At 72.9% G+C, this 16,741-nt stretch carries 19 protein-coding genes; 17 read left to right on the forward strand and 2 right to left on the reverse strand.

Features of this window, described 5'->3' with window-relative positions:
• The first annotated feature begins 199 nt into the window (after positions 1–199).
• The 16 genes from AC5L35_RS05200 (at position 200) to AC5L35_RS05275 (ending at position 14,512) form a co-directional block, all read left to right on the forward strand.
• Positions 200–550, forward strand: a complete 351-nt coding sequence (locus AC5L35_RS05200) for an NADH-quinone oxidoreductase subunit A (protein ID WP_495058382.1) — start codon at positions 200–202, stop codon at positions 548–550.
• A complete protein-coding gene (locus AC5L35_RS05205) occupies positions 541–1,848 on the forward strand; it encodes a hypothetical protein (protein WP_495058383.1) in 1,308 nt (435 codons plus the stop codon). The genes AC5L35_RS05200 and AC5L35_RS05205 overlap by 10 nt, the downstream gene beginning before the upstream one ends.
• Positions 1,841–2,812: a complex I subunit 1 family protein gene (locus AC5L35_RS05210; RefSeq protein WP_495058384.1), complete on the forward strand. Its 972-nt coding sequence runs from the start codon at positions 1,841–1,843 to the stop codon at positions 2,810–2,812. Before AC5L35_RS05205 ends, AC5L35_RS05210 begins: the two co-directional genes overlap by 8 nt.
• Positions 2,813–3,361, forward strand: a complete 549-nt coding sequence (locus AC5L35_RS05215) for an NADH-quinone oxidoreductase subunit J (protein ID WP_495058385.1) — start codon at positions 2,813–2,815, stop codon at positions 3,359–3,361.
• On the forward strand, positions 3,358–3,663 hold the full coding sequence (gene nuoK / locus AC5L35_RS05220; protein ID WP_495058386.1) for an NADH-quinone oxidoreductase subunit NuoK: 306 nt from the start codon (positions 3,358–3,360) through the stop codon (positions 3,661–3,663). The genes AC5L35_RS05215 and nuoK overlap by 4 nt, the downstream gene beginning before the upstream one ends.
• A gap of 4 nt (positions 3,664–3,667) precedes the next feature.
• Entirely contained in the window at positions 3,668–5,509 is a 1,842-nt protein-coding gene (locus AC5L35_RS05225) for a proton-conducting transporter transmembrane domain-containing protein (RefSeq protein ID WP_495058387.1), read from the forward strand.
• A 5-nt stretch (positions 5,510–5,514) separates the two neighbouring features.
• Positions 5,515–7,023 carry a complex I subunit 4 family protein gene (locus AC5L35_RS05230; protein WP_495058696.1) on the forward strand — a complete coding sequence of 503 codons (1,509 nt, stop codon included), beginning with the start codon at positions 5,515–5,517 and terminating at the stop codon, positions 7,021–7,023.
• Positions 7,024–7,048: 25 nt separating this feature from the next.
• A complete protein-coding gene (locus AC5L35_RS05235; protein WP_495058388.1) occupies positions 7,049–8,476 on the forward strand; it encodes an NADH-quinone oxidoreductase subunit N in 1,428 nt (475 codons plus the stop codon).
• A 51-nt stretch (positions 8,477–8,527) separates the two neighbouring features.
• The gene (locus AC5L35_RS05240) at positions 8,528–9,019 is read left to right on the forward strand and encodes a MarR family winged helix-turn-helix transcriptional regulator (RefSeq protein WP_495058389.1); all 492 of its coding nucleotides are present in this window, start codon (positions 8,528–8,530) and stop codon (positions 9,017–9,019) included.
• Complete coding sequence (locus tag AC5L35_RS05245) at positions 9,016–9,882, forward strand: ABC transporter ATP-binding protein (RefSeq protein ID WP_495058390.1); 867 nt, start codon at positions 9,016–9,018, stop codon at positions 9,880–9,882. Before AC5L35_RS05240 ends, AC5L35_RS05245 begins: the two co-directional genes overlap by 4 nt.
• Positions 9,842–10,648, forward strand: coding sequence for an ABC transporter permease (locus AC5L35_RS05250; RefSeq protein ID WP_495058391.1), 807 nt, complete (start codon positions 9,842–9,844; stop codon positions 10,646–10,648). The genes AC5L35_RS05245 and AC5L35_RS05250 overlap by 41 nt, the downstream gene beginning before the upstream one ends.
• 86 nt (positions 10,649–10,734) lie before the next feature.
• Complete coding sequence (locus AC5L35_RS05255; RefSeq protein WP_495058392.1) at positions 10,735–11,508, forward strand: thioesterase II family protein; 774 nt, start codon at positions 10,735–10,737, stop codon at positions 11,506–11,508.
• Positions 11,509–11,570: 62 nt separating this feature from the next.
• A complete protein-coding gene (locus AC5L35_RS05260; RefSeq protein ID WP_495058393.1) occupies positions 11,571–12,776 on the forward strand; it encodes a cytochrome P450 in 1,206 nt (401 codons plus the stop codon).
• 31 nt (positions 12,777–12,807) lie between these two features.
• Entirely contained in the window at positions 12,808–13,002 is a 195-nt protein-coding gene (locus AC5L35_RS05265; RefSeq protein ID WP_495058394.1) for a ferredoxin, read from the forward strand.
• Between the two features lie 38 nt (positions 13,003–13,040).
• Positions 13,041–13,640, forward strand: a complete 600-nt coding sequence (locus AC5L35_RS05270) for a TetR/AcrR family transcriptional regulator (RefSeq protein WP_495058395.1) — start codon at positions 13,041–13,043, stop codon at positions 13,638–13,640.
• Positions 13,641–13,696: 56 nt separating this feature from the next.
• Positions 13,697–14,512 (forward strand): MBL fold metallo-hydrolase, encoded by an 816-nt coding sequence (locus AC5L35_RS05275; RefSeq protein ID WP_495058396.1) that lies wholly within the window; start codon positions 13,697–13,699, stop codon positions 14,510–14,512.
• A 151-nt stretch (positions 14,513–14,663) separates the two neighbouring features.
• Here the strand turns inward: AC5L35_RS05275 and AC5L35_RS05280 are convergent, their stop codons facing one another.
• Both AC5L35_RS05280 and AC5L35_RS05285 read right to left on the reverse strand, forming a co-directional pair.
• Entirely contained in the window at positions 14,664–15,278 is a 615-nt protein-coding gene (locus AC5L35_RS05280; RefSeq protein ID WP_495058397.1) for a Fic/DOC family protein, read from the reverse strand.
• Positions 15,275–15,598, reverse strand: a complete 324-nt coding sequence (locus tag AC5L35_RS05285; RefSeq protein ID WP_495058398.1) for an antitoxin VbhA family protein — start codon at positions 15,596–15,598, stop codon at positions 15,275–15,277. Before AC5L35_RS05285 ends, AC5L35_RS05280 begins: the two co-directional genes overlap by 4 nt.
• 268 nt (positions 15,599–15,866) lie before the next feature.
• Between AC5L35_RS05285 and AC5L35_RS05290 the strand changes: the two genes are divergently transcribed.
• Entirely contained in the window at positions 15,867–16,736 is an 870-nt protein-coding gene (locus AC5L35_RS05290; protein ID WP_495058399.1) for a carbohydrate ABC transporter permease, read from the forward strand.
• Positions 16,737–16,741: the final 5 nt, after the last annotated feature.

The following is a 16,741-nucleotide window of genomic DNA, read 5'->3' on the forward strand; positions in this document are numbered from 1 at the left end:
GAACGCGGCGCGTCGTCCACCCTGGACACGCAAGGCCCACCGGGGGAACGTGATTGGCCTGGCGGATGCACACACGAACCTGTCGGGCGAGCACCCGGACGAGCGCTCGAGGTGGACAGTGCCCCAGGGCTCGGACAGGATGCCCGTGCGGGGTATAGGTATGGTCGTGCCGGTCCGACGCCGGCGGAGGAGGCCCGGGGTGAGCGAGTTCTGGCCGGTGCTCGTCCTGCTCGGCGTGGTGGTCGCCGGGGTGGCGCTGATGTACGGGGTCGCCCGCGTCCTCGCCGTGCGCCGGACGGCGCTGGAGGTCACCCCGTTCACCGGAGGGCTGCCCCCGGCCCAGCACGCCTTCTCGCGCTTCCACGTCCGCTGGTACCCGGTGACGATGGTCTTCCTGGCCTTCGACATGGAGATGGTGTTCATGTACCCGTGGACGCTCGTCGTGTCGCGGGTCGGGCCGGCCGCGGTGATCGAGATGTTCGCGTTCCTGGCGATCCTCCTGGCCGGAGTGGTCTACGCATGGCGGGAGGGAGCGCTGCGGTGGACCTGACCGCCCGCCTGCTGCGCTTCGCCGCCGCCCGCCCGCACGTGCTGGTCGTGCCGGCCGTCGGGCACACCGCCCAGCGCCTGGCCGTGGAGGCCGAACTCGCCCGCCGGGACTGGCCCGCCGCAATGAGCCCCGCCGACACGGACGTGCTGGTGGTGGCCGGCACGCCCGGGCCGGAGCTTGCGCCCGTCATCGAGGCGCTGTGGCAGCAGGTCCCGGCGCCCCGCGCGCGGGCCGAGGTCCCCGAGACCGCCGCGGTGGCGGCCGCGCTCGACCGCGCCGTGGCCCTCCTCGCCGACCCCGTCGGGCAACGCCACCCTTCCACCCCCGACGTCCAGCCCCGGGAGAACGGCGGCCACCAGCGCGACGGTCACGGTGAGCCCGACGAGACCGAGCACAGTGGACACGAGCGGAGCACGCACCAGAACGGCGAGCACCACCAGCCCGAGCACGACCGGGACGAGCACCACCACGAACAAGGCGAGCACCAGCACACCGGACGCGACGACCGCACCGCGCAGGACCAGGGCGAGCACAGCCACACCGATCACCAGGACGGCGGCCACCAGCACAGCGCCCACGACCACGGCGGCCACGACCACGGCGGCGGCGGGATGGGGATGCCGGGCGGCCTGCCCATGGCGGACGTGGGTCCGGATCGCGACGGCCTGACGCTCGACCGGTTGCGGGTCCCGCTCGGTCCCGTGCTTCCGGACTGGCCCGCCGGGCTGGTCGTCGAGGTGGTCCTGCAGGGCGACGTCGTGCAGGAGGCCACCGCGCGGATCCTCGATCGGGCTGGGCAGGCCGCGGAGTCGTTCTGGGACGCGCCGGGCACCGACCGCGCCCGCCGCACGGCCGCCCGTCACCTCGACGGTCTGGCCCGCCTTCTCGGCACGGCAGGCTGGGCCGGCCCGGCGGCCACGGCCCGTCATCTGCGCGACGAGCTTCTCTCGGGCGCCCCGGCGGGCCCGCTGCGGGTGCGCACGCAGGCGCTGGTGGCGAGGGTGCGGCGCTCGCGCACCCTGCACCGGATGTTGCGAGGGCTCGGACGCGGCGCCGCCGACGTCGAGAACCGGCTCGCCGCCAGGCTCTCCGCCCTGGAATCCGCGATGGCCGACCTCGACGCGCCTGCGAGCCCGGCCGCAGACGCCGGGTGGGGAGCCGCCGAACCGGGGATCGACCAGCTGGCAGACCTGCTCGTCGGCGCCGAGTTCGCCGCCGCGCGGCTGATCGTCGCGGCGGTGGACCCGGACACCGACCGCCAGCCGACGGGCCCGACGGGACGGGTGCACCGTGGGTGAGCCCGTCCCCGTCCCGGCGGCGCCGGGCGCCCTGCCCCTGTGGTGGGTGCTGCTGTTGCCGCTGCTGGTCGGTCTGGCGGCGTGGGCGACCACCGCGCTGGACACCGCGGTCACCGCCCGCGCGTCCGGCCGGCCGATCGGGCCGGTCACGGCGGCGCTTACTCCGGTGCGCGAGTCGGCACGGTTGCTGGTCGGGCAGCGGCGCCGCACGACGGCCGCCGACCGGGTGCTGTGGCGGCTGGGCGGCGCGGTGCTGCCGGTGGCCGCGGTGCTCGCAGCGGCGGTGCTGCCCCTCGGGTCCCGGCCGGTGGCCGATCTCCCGGTCGGCGTCGTCTGGTTCAACGCCATGGAGGTGCTGGCCTGGGCCGCGGTGTGGATGGCCGGGTGGGGCGCCAACAGCGCGGTGAGCCTGGTCGGCGGCTACCGGTTCGTCGCCCAGGGCCTGTCCTACGAGCTGCCGCACATGTTCGCGATCATCACCGCGGCGCTGGGCGCGGAGAGCCTGCGGATCACCGACATCGTCGCCGCCCAGGAGGACCTCTGGTTCGTGGCGATCATGCCCGTGGCGTTCGTGGTGTACCTCGTCTCCGCCGCGGCCATGGCGTTCTGGGCTCCGTTCGACGCACCCGTGGGTCGCGACCTCGCAGGCGGGGCCGCCGCGGAGCTGTCCGGGGTGGACCGGCTGGTGTTCGCGGGCGGCCGGTGGCTGCTCACCGTGGTCACCGCGGCCATGGCGGTGCCGCTGTTCCTCGGCGGCGGCAACGGACCCTGGCTGCCCGCCTGGCTGTGGGTGGCGGTCAAGACCGCGGCGGTGCTGGCCGCGATGGTGTGGCTGCGCCACCGGCTGCCCACCGTCCGGATGGACCGGTGGATTGAGTTCTCCTGGATCGTGCTGGTCCCGCTGATGATCGCGCAGGCGCTGGTGGTCGCGCTGGTCGTGCTCGGCGGCGGAGGAGGGATGTGAATGGCCGCGACCGTGCTGTTCTGGGTACTCGCGCTCGCCGCGGTGGGCTTCGGCTTCGCGGTGTTCCGGCTGGGCTCGATGGCGCAGGTGACGTTCGCGCTGCTCGCCTCGTTCCTGGCCGTGGCCGGGCTCGTGCTGCTGCTCGGGCTCGGCTACCTCGGCGTGGTCATCGCGCTGATGATGGTGATCGAGATGGTGATCATGGCCGTCTTCATGATCATGTACATGATGAACCCGGCCGGGTTGATGCCGATGGCGATGTTCCACAACAAGGCGGGTTCGATGACGATCGCCGTCGGGACCTTCGCCGTGCTCGCCGCCGGGATCCTGTTCGTGGACTGGCCGGTGCGTCGCGGCGTGCCGCCCCCGGACCCGACGTTCGCGCTCGGGGAGGCACTGATGAGCGGTCAGATGCTGACGATGATGACGCTCGGGGTGGCGCTGTTCGCCACGATCGTCACCTGCGTGGTCCTGGCCACGAACCGCGGCCGCTACGACCGGTTCGGCGACGACCTGCGGAGTGGAACGGCAGGGGGCGACGGGCAGTGACGCTCCAGCTGTTCCTCCTCGCCGCGGCCGGGCTGTTCGCGATCGGCCTCTACGGTGCGCTGTCCCAGCAGTCGATCGTCATGCTGATGATGGGCCTGGAGCTGATGCTGAACGGGGTCATCCTCGCCACGGCCGCGTTCTGGTACTTCCTCACCCCCGCCGGCTCGGACGGGCAGGTCCTCATCGTCGTGATCATCACGGCGATGGCCGTCGAGATGGCGGCCGGGTTCGCTGTGGTGACCGCGATCTACCGGTCCCGTCAGGTCGACATGACCGACGGCGCGTCGGACCTGCGGGGCTGAGCGGATGCCGTCCGGATATCCGGCCCTTCTCGTGGCGCTGGTCGCGGTCCCGCTCGGGGCGGGCGCACTCCTCGCGCTCGCCGGCCGCCGGGCCGACCGGGTCGCCGCGCCTGTCTCGACGGTGCTCGCGGCCGTGGTGCTGGCCCTCGCCGTGGCTGCCGCGGTGCTCCGCCCGGCCGCCGACGCGCCGCTCGTGGCCGGCATCCGCGCGGGACTGGCGGTCGACGGGCTGTCCGCGGCACTGGTGGTGACCGTCGGCGGGGTCCTGGTCTCGGTGCTGCTGGTGGCGGCGGGCGAGCCAGAGCTGCGCACGGGTCGGTTCGCCGGGCTGATGCTGCTGTTCGCCGGGGCGATGCTGGTGACGGTCACGGCCACCACGCTCGCCGTGCTGCTCATGGCGTGGGAGGTGATGGGGGCGACGAGCTGGGCGTTGATCGCGTACCACCGTCGCGACGGGTCCGCGGTCCGCGCCGCACACACCGCGTTCCTCACCACCCGTACCGCCGACCTCGGCCTCTACCTCGCGGCGGGCGCCGCCGTGGCAGGCGGGATCGGCTCGCTCGGCCTCGCGGAGCTGCCCGGCACCCAGGGTGCGTGGCTGCACGTGGTCACCGCGGGGGTGGTGGCGGCGGCGCTGGGCAAGTCGGCGCAGCTGCCGTTCAGCTTCTGGCTCTCCGGGGCGATGCGCGGCCCGAGCCCGGTGTCGGCGCTGCTGCACTCGGCGACCATGGTCGCCGCCGGCGCCTACCTGCTGCTGCGCCTGTCCCCGCTGCTCGACGCCTCCGGGTGGGCGGCGCCGACCGTCGCCTGGGTGGGCGCCGCCACCGCGCTGCTGCTGGGGCTCGTCGCGGTCGCGCAGACCGACCTCAAACAGCTGCTCGCCGCGTCGACCTGCGCCCAGATCGGCTACATGGTGCTCGCCGCGGGGGCGGGCGGTACGGCCGCAGGCACCGTGCAGCTCGTCGCCCACGCCGCCACGAAGAGCCTGCTGTTCCTCGCCGCCGGGGCCTGGCTGGTGGCACTGGGCACCCGGCAGCTCGACGGACTGCGCGGCGCGGCACGGCGGTTCCCGCTGGTCGGCGTCACGTTCACCGTCGGCGCACTGTCTTTGGCCGGGATCCCACCCCTCTCGCTGTGGGTGACCAAGGACGCCGTGCTGGCCGCGGCCCTCGAACGCTCGCCCGCGCTCTACGGCGTCGGGCTCGCGGCCGCGGCCGTCGCCGCCGTCTACAGCGCCAAGGCCCTCTGGTTCGTCTGGCAGCCGGCCGCACCCCACCCGGTCCGGCCCGAGCAGGAGCCCACCGGCCGGGTGGCCGTGGTGGCGCGCCCGCCGCTGGCCGTGCTCGCCCTGCTCGCCGCGGGTCTCGGCCTGCTGCCGCTGCTCGGCACCGGCGTGCTCGCCCCGGCCCCGGCACCCGACGCGTGGGAGCTCGCGCTCTCCGCCGTGCTCGCTCTCGCCGCCGCCGTCCTCACCTGGCGCCTCGCCGACCGGCTGCCCGCGCCGGCGGCACTGTCCGGGTGGCTCGGCATCGAACGCGCCGCGCACGCGCTGGTGGTGCGCCCGACCCTCGCCCTGGCCTCGGCGCTGGCCCGGTTCGACGACCAGGTCCTCGACCGGGCCGTCGACGGGGCCGCGCGCACCACGGTGCGGGCGGCGCGGGCGCTGGACCGCCGCGGCGAGCACCCTCTCGACGCGGGCGTCGGCGGCATCGCGGCGGGTGCACGGGCGCTCGGCCGGTGGGCCCGCCGCCCGCAGACCGGGCAGCTGCACCAGTACTACGCGCAGGCGTCCGTCGGGTTCGCCCTCCTCGCCGCGCTCGCCATCGTGATGATCGCGGTGCGGTGAGCGTGATGCTGTCGCTGATCGTGTTCCTGCCCGCCGTGGTCGCGGCGGCGCTGCTGTGCGTGCCCTCCCGGGTGCCGGGCCGCGTGTTCGTCGGCGCGTGGATCGCCGCCGGGCTCGCCGACCTCGGCCTGATCATCGCCGTCTGGACGGGGCTGCCCGCCACCGGAGGGTTCGGCTTCGAGGAGCGGCTGCCGTGGATCCCGAGCGCGGGGATCTCCTACCACGTCGGGGTGGACGGGCTGTCGCTCCCGCTGCTCGCGCTCACCGCCGTGCTGTTCACCGCGTGCGCGGTGTTCGCACTGCGGGAGACCCGCCGCGTCAAGGCGTACGTGGTGCTGTTCCTCGGGCTGCAGACGGTCTGTCTCGGCGTGTTCGTCGCGCTCGACCTGATCCTCTTCTTCCTGTTCTTCGACCTGTCGATCGTCGCCATGTACTTCCTGATCGCCGGCTGGGGCCACGGCGAGCGGGCGCGGGCGGCGGCCCTGAAGTTCTTCCTCTACACGTTCCTCGGGTCGCTGGCCCTGCTGCTCGGGTTCATCGTGGTGTTCCTGGCGGCCGATCCGCACACGTTCGACATCCCGACGCTCGTGACGGCGAACCCGCTCGCCGGAGGCGGGGCCGCCGCCGGTCTGGCGCTGCTCGCGATCGGGATCGGGCTGGCGGTGAAGACCCCGACCGTCCCGTTCCACACCTGGCTGCCGCCTGCCCATACCGAGGCGCCCGCCACCGGCTCGGCGATTCTCGCCGGGGTGCTGCTGAAGATGGGCACCTACGGGTTCGTGCGGATCGCCATGCCGGTCCTGCCGTCGACCTGGCGCGACTACGCGCTCGTCGTGGTGATCGTCGGGGTGGTGTCGGTGGTGTACGGAGCGCTGGTCGCGCTCGCCCAGACCGACCTCAAACGCATGATCGCCTATACGTCGATCAACCACATGGGCTACGTCCTGCTCGGGGTCGGGGCGGCCGGGCTAGCACCGGGGACGGACGAGCAGGCCCGCCAGCTCGCGACCACCGGCGCGGTGACCCAGATGGTGTCCCACGGGCTGATCACCGGCGCGCTGTTCCTGCTGGCAGGCGTGCTCCACGATCGCGGCCACACCTACGACATGGGCGCCTACTCCGGACTCGCGGCACGCACCCCCCGTTTCGCCGGGCTGTTCGCGGTGGCCGCGTTCGCCTCCCTCGGGCTGCCCGGGTTCTCCGGCTTCATCGCCGAGTTCCAGATCCTCACCGGGGCGCTGGCTGCCGCGCCGATCCCCACCGCGGTGGCGGTCACCGGCATCGTGCTCACCGCCGGGCTGTTCCTCGTCGCGCTGCAGCGGCTCTTCGTCGGCCCGCTGCGGATACCGGACGCCCCCGGCGCGCCCCGGCCGTTCGCCGACCTGCGCACGGGCGAGGCCCTCGCCATCGTCCCGCTGCTCGCGCTGGCCACCCTGATCGGCCTGGCCCCCCGGTTCCTGCTCGACGTGATCGAGCCGGCCGCCACCACGCTCAACCAGCTGGTCGCCCGGTGACCCGAGGGCGGCCACCGGCGTGCCGATGACGAACGAGAACCCGGCAGCGCTGATCCCGGAGCTGGCGTTGCTGGTCGGGGCCGTGCTCGGACTGCTCGCCGGGGCGTGGCTACCGCGGCGGCGCCAGTGGCCGGTGCGGGCGCTGGCCACTGCGGCCTGCCTGGTCGGGCTCGGCGCGACCGCGATCTCCGCCGCCACCACGCCCGCGCAGATCGTGTTCGGCGCCGCCTACGCGGTGGACACCGCCACCCAGGCCACCCGCGCCATCGTGCTCACCGCCACCCTGCTCGCGTTGTGGCTGTCGATCGACACCGTGGACGGGCACCGCCGGGAGAGCGAGTTCGTCGTCCTGCTGCAGCTGGGGGCGCTGGGCTCGATCATGCTCTCCGGCGCGAACGACCTGCTGCTGCTGTTCGCGGCGTTCCTGCTGGCCAGCGTCCCGTTCTACGGACTGGCCGGGTGGGCGGCGACCGGGCGGACCGGCGAGGCTGCGATGAAGTACTACCTCTCCGGCGCGTTCGCCGGGGTGGTCATGCTCACCGGCACGGCCGTCCTCTACGGGGCGGGCGGCGCCACCGGTTATGCCGCACTGCACGACGGTCTCGGCGCCGGTCCGGCAGGCGCCGCCGCGGTCGGGCTGGTCGCCGTGCTCGCCGGACTGATGTTCAAGGCCGGCGCCGCGCCCGCGCACTTCTGGGTACCCGACGTCACCGACGGCACGCCGGCCGCGGTGGCCGCCGTGATCACCACGATCCCCAAGATCGGCGCGCTCGTGGGCGCCTACCGGCTCCTGCTCGGCGCGATCCCCGTCCAGGTCGTCGACTGGCCGCTGCTGCTGGCCGTGATCGCCGCGGTGTCGATGACCCTGGGCAACCTCGCGGCGTTCTTCCAGACCTCGGTGCAGCGGCTGCTCGCCTACTCCACGATCTCCCAGGTCGGATACGTGCTGATGGCGGTGGCCGTCGCCGGGCGGTCCGCCGAGGCGCTGCCGGGCCTGCTGTTCTACCTCGCGGGCTACGCGGTGACGAACCTCGGCGTGTTCGCCGTGGTCGCCGCGTTGCCTGCGGCCCGCACCCTCGACGACTACCGGGGCCTGGCCCGGCGCAGGCCCGCACTGACCGCGGCGCTCGTCGTGTGCCTGCTGGGCCTGGTCGGGACGCCGCCGACCGCGGTGTTCCTCGGCAAGCTCACGGTCTTCACCGCGGCCGTCGACGGCGGTTTCGGCTGGCTCGCCGTTCTCGCCGTGGTCAACACCGTGGCCAGCGTCTTCTACTACCTGCGCTGGATCGCCCCCGCCCTGCGCAGCGCCGATCCTGCTCCGGGGAGTGCGGACGTCCTGGCCGTGCACAGCCGGTCGAGGCTCGCGGCGCTCACCGCCGCCACCGCGTCGGTGCTGCTCGGGATCGCCGGGGGCGCCGTGCTGCCGCTGCTCGGCGGCGCGCTCATCCGCTGACCCGACTGCCTCCGGCCCAGATTTGCTCTGTAGCAGAGGTATGATCCCGTCATGCCCGCTCCGCGCACACCCACCACAGTCGATGCGGTGTCCGAGGCCCTGATGCCCGCCGTCGGCGCCCTGCGCAGGCTGCTGCGACGGGCGACCGGGCCGATGCCCAACGGCGACACGCTCTCGACGTCCCAGCGCGAGGTCCTCGCGGTCGTCGGGAGGCGCCCCGGCAGCCCCGTCGCGGACATCGCCCAGGAGCTCGGACTGGCCCCCAACAGCGTGTCGACGATCGTCACGCAGCTCGTGGGGACGGGCATGGTCGTCCGCGAGACCGACCGGCACGACCGTCGCGTCGGGCGCCTCACCCTCACCCCGCGCGCGCAGGAGCGGGTCTCCCGTCTCCGCGAACGGCGGCGCGGCGTGCTGCACGAAGCGCTCGACCGGCTGACGGCGGAGCAGATCGCCGATCTCGCTGCCGGCATCGACGCACTGGGGGCGCTGACCGAGGAGCTGCGAGCCCTGGAACGCACGAGCGAGGCGGTGAACGAGTGAGCGATTCCATGAGCCGTCCCGACGGGGGCCCGGCGCCCGTGCCGGACGGCCCGGACCCGGCGGCCGCGCTCGAGTGCACCGGCCTGGTGCACCGCTTCGGCGAGACCATCGCCGTCGACCATCTCGACCTGCGGATCAACACCGGTGATGTGTTCGGGCTGCTCGGCCCCAACGGCGCGGGCAAGACCACCACCATCCGCGTGCTGAACACCCTGCTCCCCGTGCAGGAGGGCACCGTCCGCGTGTTCGGGCTCGACGTCCGGCGGCGCGCCACGGACGTGCGGCGCCGGCTCGGCTACGTGCCCCAGCAGCTCTCCATCGAGGCCGCCCTCACCGGCCGCCAGAACGTGATGTGGTTCGCCCGGCTGTTCGACGTACCGCGTGCCGGGCGCGCGGCCCGGGTCGACGAGGCCCTCGACGCGATGGACCTGCTCACGGTCGCCGACCGCAAGGCGGGCACGTACTCCGGCGGCATGATCCGGCGGCTGGAGCTCGCGCAGGCGCTGGTCAACCACCCCGCGCTGCTCGTGCTCGACGAGCCGACGGTCGGCCTCGACCCGATCGCCCGCGAGGGGGTCTGGGAGCGGGTGCAGCAGATGCGCACCGACTACGGCATGACCGTGCTGCTGACCACGCACTACATGGACGAGGCCGACGAGCTGTGTGACGTCGTGGCGCTCATGCACCGCGGCAGGCTGCAGGCCGTCGGCTCACCTGCGGCGCTGCGCGCCGACATCGGGCCCGACGCCACTCTGGACGACGTCTTCCGCCGTCACGCAGGCGCCGACCTGGCCGTGACGGAGGAGCAGAAGGGGGTGAGGGATGTCCGTCGCAGTCGCACGACCGCGCGCAAGCTGGGGTGAGCCGGTCCGCCTGCTCTTCTCGCGGACCACGACGCTCAGCGTGGTGGAGATGCAGAAGCTCCGCGCCGACTACACCGAGCTGTTCACGCGCATGGCGCAGCCGGTGCTCTGGCTGCTGGTCTTCGGGCAGATCTTCAACCGGATCCGGGCGATCCCCACCGGCAACCTGACCTACCTCGAGTACCTGACACCGGGGATCCTCGCCCAGTCGGCCCTGTTCATCGCGATCTTCCTCGGCATCCAGATCATCTGGGACCGCGACGCCGGGATCCTCACCAAGGTCATGGTGACGCCCACGCCGCGCGCCGCGATCGTGCTGGCCAAGGCGTTCTCGGCCGGGGTGCGCGGGCTCGCGCCCGTAGTGGTGCTCGTGCCGGTGGCGCTGCTGCTCGGCGTCTCCATCACGGTCAACCCGCTCAAGCTGCTCGGCGCCGCCGTGGCCCTGATGCTCGGCGCCGGCTTCTTCGCGTGCCTGTCGATGGCGATCGCGGGCGTCGCCCAGACCCGCGACCGCCTGATGGGCATCGGTCAGCTCATGACGATGCCGCTCTTCTTCGCGTCGAACGCGCTGTACCCGCTCGACCTGATGCCGGGGTGGCTGAAGGTGATCAGCACGGTCAATCCGCTGACCTACCTGGTGAACGCCCTGCGCGGACTGCTCGTCGGCGCACCGGCCAACCTCTGGGTGGACTTCGGCGTGCTCGTCGTCGCCGCCGTGGTGGGGATCGTGGGATCGGCGTCCCTGATGGGCAGGCTGGTGCGGTGAGGAGGCCCTCACCCGCGTCGAGTACTGCCCGCGCCGTGCCCGAGGGGCACCATCGGGGAGGACCGGAGCGGTGAGGGGTGAGCTCGATGAGCACGGACAACCCGTGGCTGGTGCGGCGGCGGGTGGTGGCACAACCACGGCTGCGGCTGTTCTGCTTCTCCTACGCGGGTGGCGGCGCCACCGTCTACCGCGACTGGCCACGCCTGGTCCCGCCCGACGTCGAGGTGTGCGCGATCCAGCCACCCGGGCGGGAGTCCCGGCTGGGCGAGGACGGGTTCACCCGCATGCACGACCTGCTGCCGCCGCTGGCCGGCGCGATCGGTGAGCTGCTGGACGTGCCGTTCGTGACCTTCGGCCACAGCCTCGGCGCCCTGGTCAGCTTCGAGCTGGCCCGCCACCTCCGCCGCAGCGGCGGCCCGCTGCCCCAGCACCTGCTCGTGTCCGGCCGCAGGCCACCGCACATGCAGGGCGATCACGACCCCATCCACAAGATGGACGACGACCACCTCCTGGAGACCGTCCTGGAGCTGAACGGGACCAGCCCCGAGATACGCGAGCACCCGGAACTGCTGGAGTTCGCGATCCCGCTGCTGCGCGCCGACTTCGCCATCAGCGAGACCTACTCCTACGTCCCCGAGCCGCCACTGCCGTGCCCGATCACCGCGTTCTCCGGGGTGTCCGACCCGCACGTCACGAGGGCGGAGGCCGCCGGGTGGGCGGAGCACACCAGCGGCGGTTTCGCGCTGCGCATGCTGCCGGGCGACCACTTCTTCCTCACCACGGCACAGGGGCAGCTGCTCGCCGAGATCTGCGATCTGCTCACCGAGCTGGGGCCCGGGCACGGGCCGGCAATCCGATAGCCCACTTCCACTTGAGTGCTAGCATCGAATCGTCCGTCAGTCAGGAGAGGGTGAGCAGGCGAATGACCGAAGCACCGGTGTTGCCCCTGCACATGCAGCGCGATCAGTTCGACCCGGTCGACGAGCTCGGCGAGACCAGGGACTCCGGGGGCATCACCATGGTGCCGTCGCTGTTCGGTGGGCCGCCCGCCTACCTCGTCACCAAGTACGAGGACGTCCGCGCCGTCCTCTCCGACGCCGAGCACTTCAGCAACGCACGCACGCGGTCCTTCGAGACGGAGGACGGCCCTCAGTTCACCGAGGCCGAGCTCAAGCAGATGCGTGCCGGGCAGATGCTCGCGTTCGACCCGCCGGAGCACACCCGCCTGCGCCGGATGCTCACGCCCGAGTTCACCGTGCGCCGCATGCGCCGGCTGGAGCCCCGGATCATCGAGATCGTCGACTCGGCCCTCGACGACATGGAGCGGGCCGGCAAGCCGGTCGACCTGGTGTCGACCTTCGCGCTGCCGATCCCGTCGCTGGTGATCTGCGAGCTGCTGGGCGTGCCCTACGCCGACCGCGCCGAGTTCCAGCAGCGCACCGGGCGGCTGCTCGACGTGTCGTTGCCGATGAAGGATCGGATCGCGGTCAGCCGCGAGAACCGCAAGTACATGGCCCGTCTCGTCGAGGGGGCCAAGGCCGCACCCGGCGAGGACATGCTCGGCATGCTCATCCGCGAGCACGGCGACGACCTGAGCAACGACGAGCTCATCGGCGTCGCCTCCCTGCTCCTGATCGCCGGGCACGAGACCACCTCGAACATGCTCGGCCTGGGCACCCTCGCCCTCCTGCGCCACCCCGACCAGCTCAAGCGGGTGCGCGACGAGCCGGATGCGGTGGGCCCCGCCGTCGAGGAGTTGCTGCGGTGGATCTCGATCGTGCACTCCGGGGTGCCGCGCACCACCACCACCGAGGTGGAGATCGCCGGCCAGACCATCCCGGCAGGGGAACTGGTGGTCCTGGCGCTCCCCGCCGCCAACCGCGACCCGTCGTTCATCGAGGACCCGGACCGGCTGGACATCGGCCGCGGCGCGCCCGGTCACGTCGCGTTCGGCCACGGTGTGCACCACTGCCTCGGCGCTCCGCTGGCCCGGATGGAGATGCACGTCGCGTTCCCGGCACTGCTGCGGCGCTTCCCGGACCTCGCACTGGCCGTACCCGACGACCAGGTCGACTTCCACACCTTCAACGCGATCTACGGGCTGCGCTCGCTTCCCGTCACGTGGTGAGCGACGCAACCGACTGAACAGGAGTGACGGAATGAAGATCGCCGCGGACCGCGGTACGTGCATCGGGGCCGGGATGTGCGTCCTCACCGCTCCCACCGTCTACGACCAGGACGACGACGGCATCGTCGAGCTCCTCGTCGAGGACGTACCGCCGCAGGACGCCGACGCGGCCCGGCAGGCCGTCGCCCTGTGCCCGTCCGGTGCGCTACGCGCGCTGGACGACTGAGGCCACGCGCCGGGCGGCGCGGTTGTTAACGTGCGCAGATGACGGCAACGCACGGGCAGGGCCTGCGCGCCGACGCTGCGCGGAACTACGAACGCATCGTCGTGGCGGCAGGCCGCGCCTTCGAGGAGGCCGGGCCGGCCGTCACGCTCGAGGAGGTGGCCCGCCGCGCCGGTGTCGGGGTGGCCACGGTCTACCGGCGCTTCCGTAACCGCGACCAGCTCGTCCGCGCCGTCTTCCGGCACCTCGTCACCGAGATCGAGCCCGCCACGGCGGTGGAGACCGACGACCCGTGGCGGGACCTCGTCTCCTCGCTCGAGGCCACCGTCGACGTGCTCGCCGGGCGGCAGGTCGTGCTCGCCCTCGCTCGCGAGACCGACGCGGTGGACGTGGAGAGCCTCCACCGCTTCGTCCACCTGATGGACCGGCCCCTGCGTCGTGCCGCCGACGCCGGTCTCGTCCGGCCGGAGCTGAAACCCCGTGACCTGGCCGCTGTCACCGTGATGGCACTGGCCACGGTGCATCCCGGCGACCCCGACGGCGCCGACCGCAGGCGCTACCTCGCTCTGCTGATCGACGGGTTGCGCCCGTCCCCCACCACGCTCCCGCCCCCGTCCACCCCGCGGGAGCGCAGCGGCTGACACGGACCAGACTGGTCCACGGGCCAGGACGGTTTCGGAGACGAGGAGGGACACCCGTGGGCTTCGTGATCTGCCGGACATGCGCGGTCGAGCACACCGAGGCGGTCGACGTCTGCCGGATCTGCGCCGACGAACGGCAGTACGTGCCCGCCGCCGGACAGCTGTGGACCACGCTGGAGGAGCTGGCGGCGGCCGGTCACCGGGTCGAGGTCACCGAGCTGGAGCCGGATCTCCACTCCCTCACGAGCGCCCCCACCGTCGGCATCGGTCAGCACTCCAAGCTGGTCCGCACCCCGGCGGGCAACCTCCTGTGGGACCCCCTCGGCTACCTCGACGACGACGCCGTGCGACGGGTGCGTGAGCTGGGCGAGGTCGTCGCGATCGTGGCGAGCCACCCGCACATGTTCGGCGTGCAGGTGGAGTGGAGCCGGGCGCTGGGCGGGCCCCCGGTGCTCGTCGCGGAGCGCGACATGGAGTGGGTCGCCCGGCCCGACCCCGCGATCCGCGCATGGTCGGGAAAGCTCGAGATCCTGCCCGGGGTGTCGCTCACCCAGCCGGGCGGCCACTTCCCCGGCAGCGCGGTCGCGCACTGGGCGGCCGGGGCCGACGGCACGGGGGTGCTGCTCAGCGGCGACACGATCATGCCCAACCCGGACCGCACGTCCGTCAGCTTCATGCGCAGCTACCCGAACCGGATCCCGCTGTCGGGTGCCGTGGTCGAGCGGGTCACCCAGCACGTCGAGAGCTTCGAGTTCGAGCGGCTCTACGGCAACTTCGGTGCCCTGATCGACGCGGACGCCCGCGCCATCGTGCGGCGCTCCGCCGACCGGCACATCGGCTGGGTCCGGGGCGACTTCGACCACCTCACCTGACGGCGCGGGGCGACTCGCGCACGCGAAGCAGGCGACTCGCGGAGCCAAAGCGGGCGACTCACGGGGCTGAAGCGGGCGACTCGCGGGGGCCCCGCGAGTCGCCCGGAAACTGCGCGCGAGTCGCCCGGGATCAGTCCGCGAGTCGCCCGTCTCACGGGAAGGGCGGTGGGGGTGGGTCCGTGACCGGGCCGTCGGGGCCGACCACCAGCTGGTCGAGCAGCTCGCGCAGGGGCGCGGTGTCCCCGCGGAACGCGGCCGCCGACGCCGCCACGTTGGCCGCCGGGTCCATCAGCACCCAGCGGGTGCGGTACCCGGCGTCGCGGGCGAGCTGGGCGACGAAGGCGCGTTGCGTGCGACCGTTGCCCTCGCGGAACGGGTGCAGGAAGTTGATCTCGGCCAGCAGCTCCGCGAGGCGGCCGACGAAGGTGCTCCGGTCCAGACCGCGCAGGTGGTGGTCGCGGGCGAGCCGGCCGAACACCTCGTCCGCGAACGGGACGAGCTGGTGCGGCAGGCAGAACAGCCCGCCCCGGCCGATCGAGACGGTGCGCAGCTCGCCCGCCCAGTCGTACACGTCGCCGAAGATCACGCGGTGGAAGGACCGCAGGTGCTCGAGGTCGTAGCGACCCGGCAGGTGACCGCGTTGCAGGTCGTAGAGCCGCGACGCCGTCAGGGCCGCCTCGGCCCGCGCCAGCTCCTCATGGTGGCCGATCCCGAGGCGGTTGCGCAGGACCCCGGTGTCCAGATCGAGGTACGGGTCCCAGCTCACTGCGGATAGCGCGCCAACACCTGCTCGCGGAGCTCATCGGTACTCATGGCGCCCGCCGCCACCGCGGTGAACATCCGCAGCACCTCGGGGCCGGGCTCGAGGCCCTCCGCCCGGACCGATGCCAGCGCCTCGGCCACGCCCTCCCGCCGCTCGGCGGCCGCGACCAGCTCCTCGTACTGCGAGACGGACATGACCACCGCCTCCGGCCTGCGGTGGGCTCCCACGAAGACGGGCCCGTTGCCCGGGCTCTGGACACGCTTGAGGGTGGCGGCGAGGCCGGCCCGGAACTCCCGGAACGACAGGACTTCCGGCGGTCGCATAGCCAGAAGGTACACGAATGCGTACGCACTCCGGGTGGAGCGGCGCCCTCCGACGGATTGCAGCAAAGCCACTTTGCTGCAATCCGCTTGCGGCAACGTGGCTTTGCTGCAACGGGGTGGGGGCTGTTCTTGACATCCGAGGTGGGACGATCTTGACTCCGGGGATCCGGCTCCGGTGACGACTCAGCTCGGGGGACCACAGTGACGGCAGGACAGGGCGGGCCGGCGGGACGGGCGCACGGGGACTCCGGCTGATCGGACCGTCGTCATGAGATCCCGCGACACCCGCACGGCCTACCTGCTGCTCGCACCGAGCCTGTTCGGCGTGGCGGCGTTCCTGGTGCTGCCGATCCTGGTCGTGGTGTGGCTGGCACTGCAGCGCTGGGACCTGATCGGTCCCCGCACGTTCGTCGGCCTCGACAACGTCGTCGCCGTGGCGCAGGACGGCCGGTTCGCCCGGTCGCTGCTGGTCACCGCCGCGTTCGTGGCGATCGTGATCCCGGCGCAGACCGTGCTGGGGCTCGTCGCGGCCCTGCTGCTCAACCGGGGCCTGCGCGGCTCGGCGGTCTTCCGCGTGCTGTACGTGCTGCCGTGGATCTGCGCGCCGCTCGCGCTCGGGGTGGTGTGGCGCTGGATCCTCGCGCCCACCGACGGCGCGCTGAACGCCCTGATCGGGCACCGCGTCGAGTGGCTGAGCGACCCGGTGCTCGCGCTGCCCTCCGTCGCGGCCGTCACGGTGTGGACGCAGGTCGGGTACGTCGCCCTGTTCTTCGTCGCCGGGCTCCGCGCGATCCCGTCGACGCTGCTGGAGGCCGCCCTGCTCGACGGCGCTGGGCCGTGGCAGACGTTCCGGCTGATCATCCTGCCGCTGCTGCGTCCCACGCTGTTCTTCGTGCTGGTCACCGGCGTGATCTCGAGCTTCCAGGTCTTCGACTCGGTCTATGCGCTCACCCCGAAGGGCGGCCCGCAGGGGGTCACCGACGTCGTGGCCGGCCGGATCTACTACGAGGCGTTCGAGTCCCGCGCCGTCGGGCAGGCGGCGGTGATGGCCGTGGTGCTGTTCGTGCTGCTGGTGGCGATCACCCTCGTGCAGCAGCGGTGGTTCGCCCGCCGCACGACCTACGACATGTCGACGTGAGCGCC

This window comes from Pseudonocardia sp. OZ21, assembly GCF_059359135.1.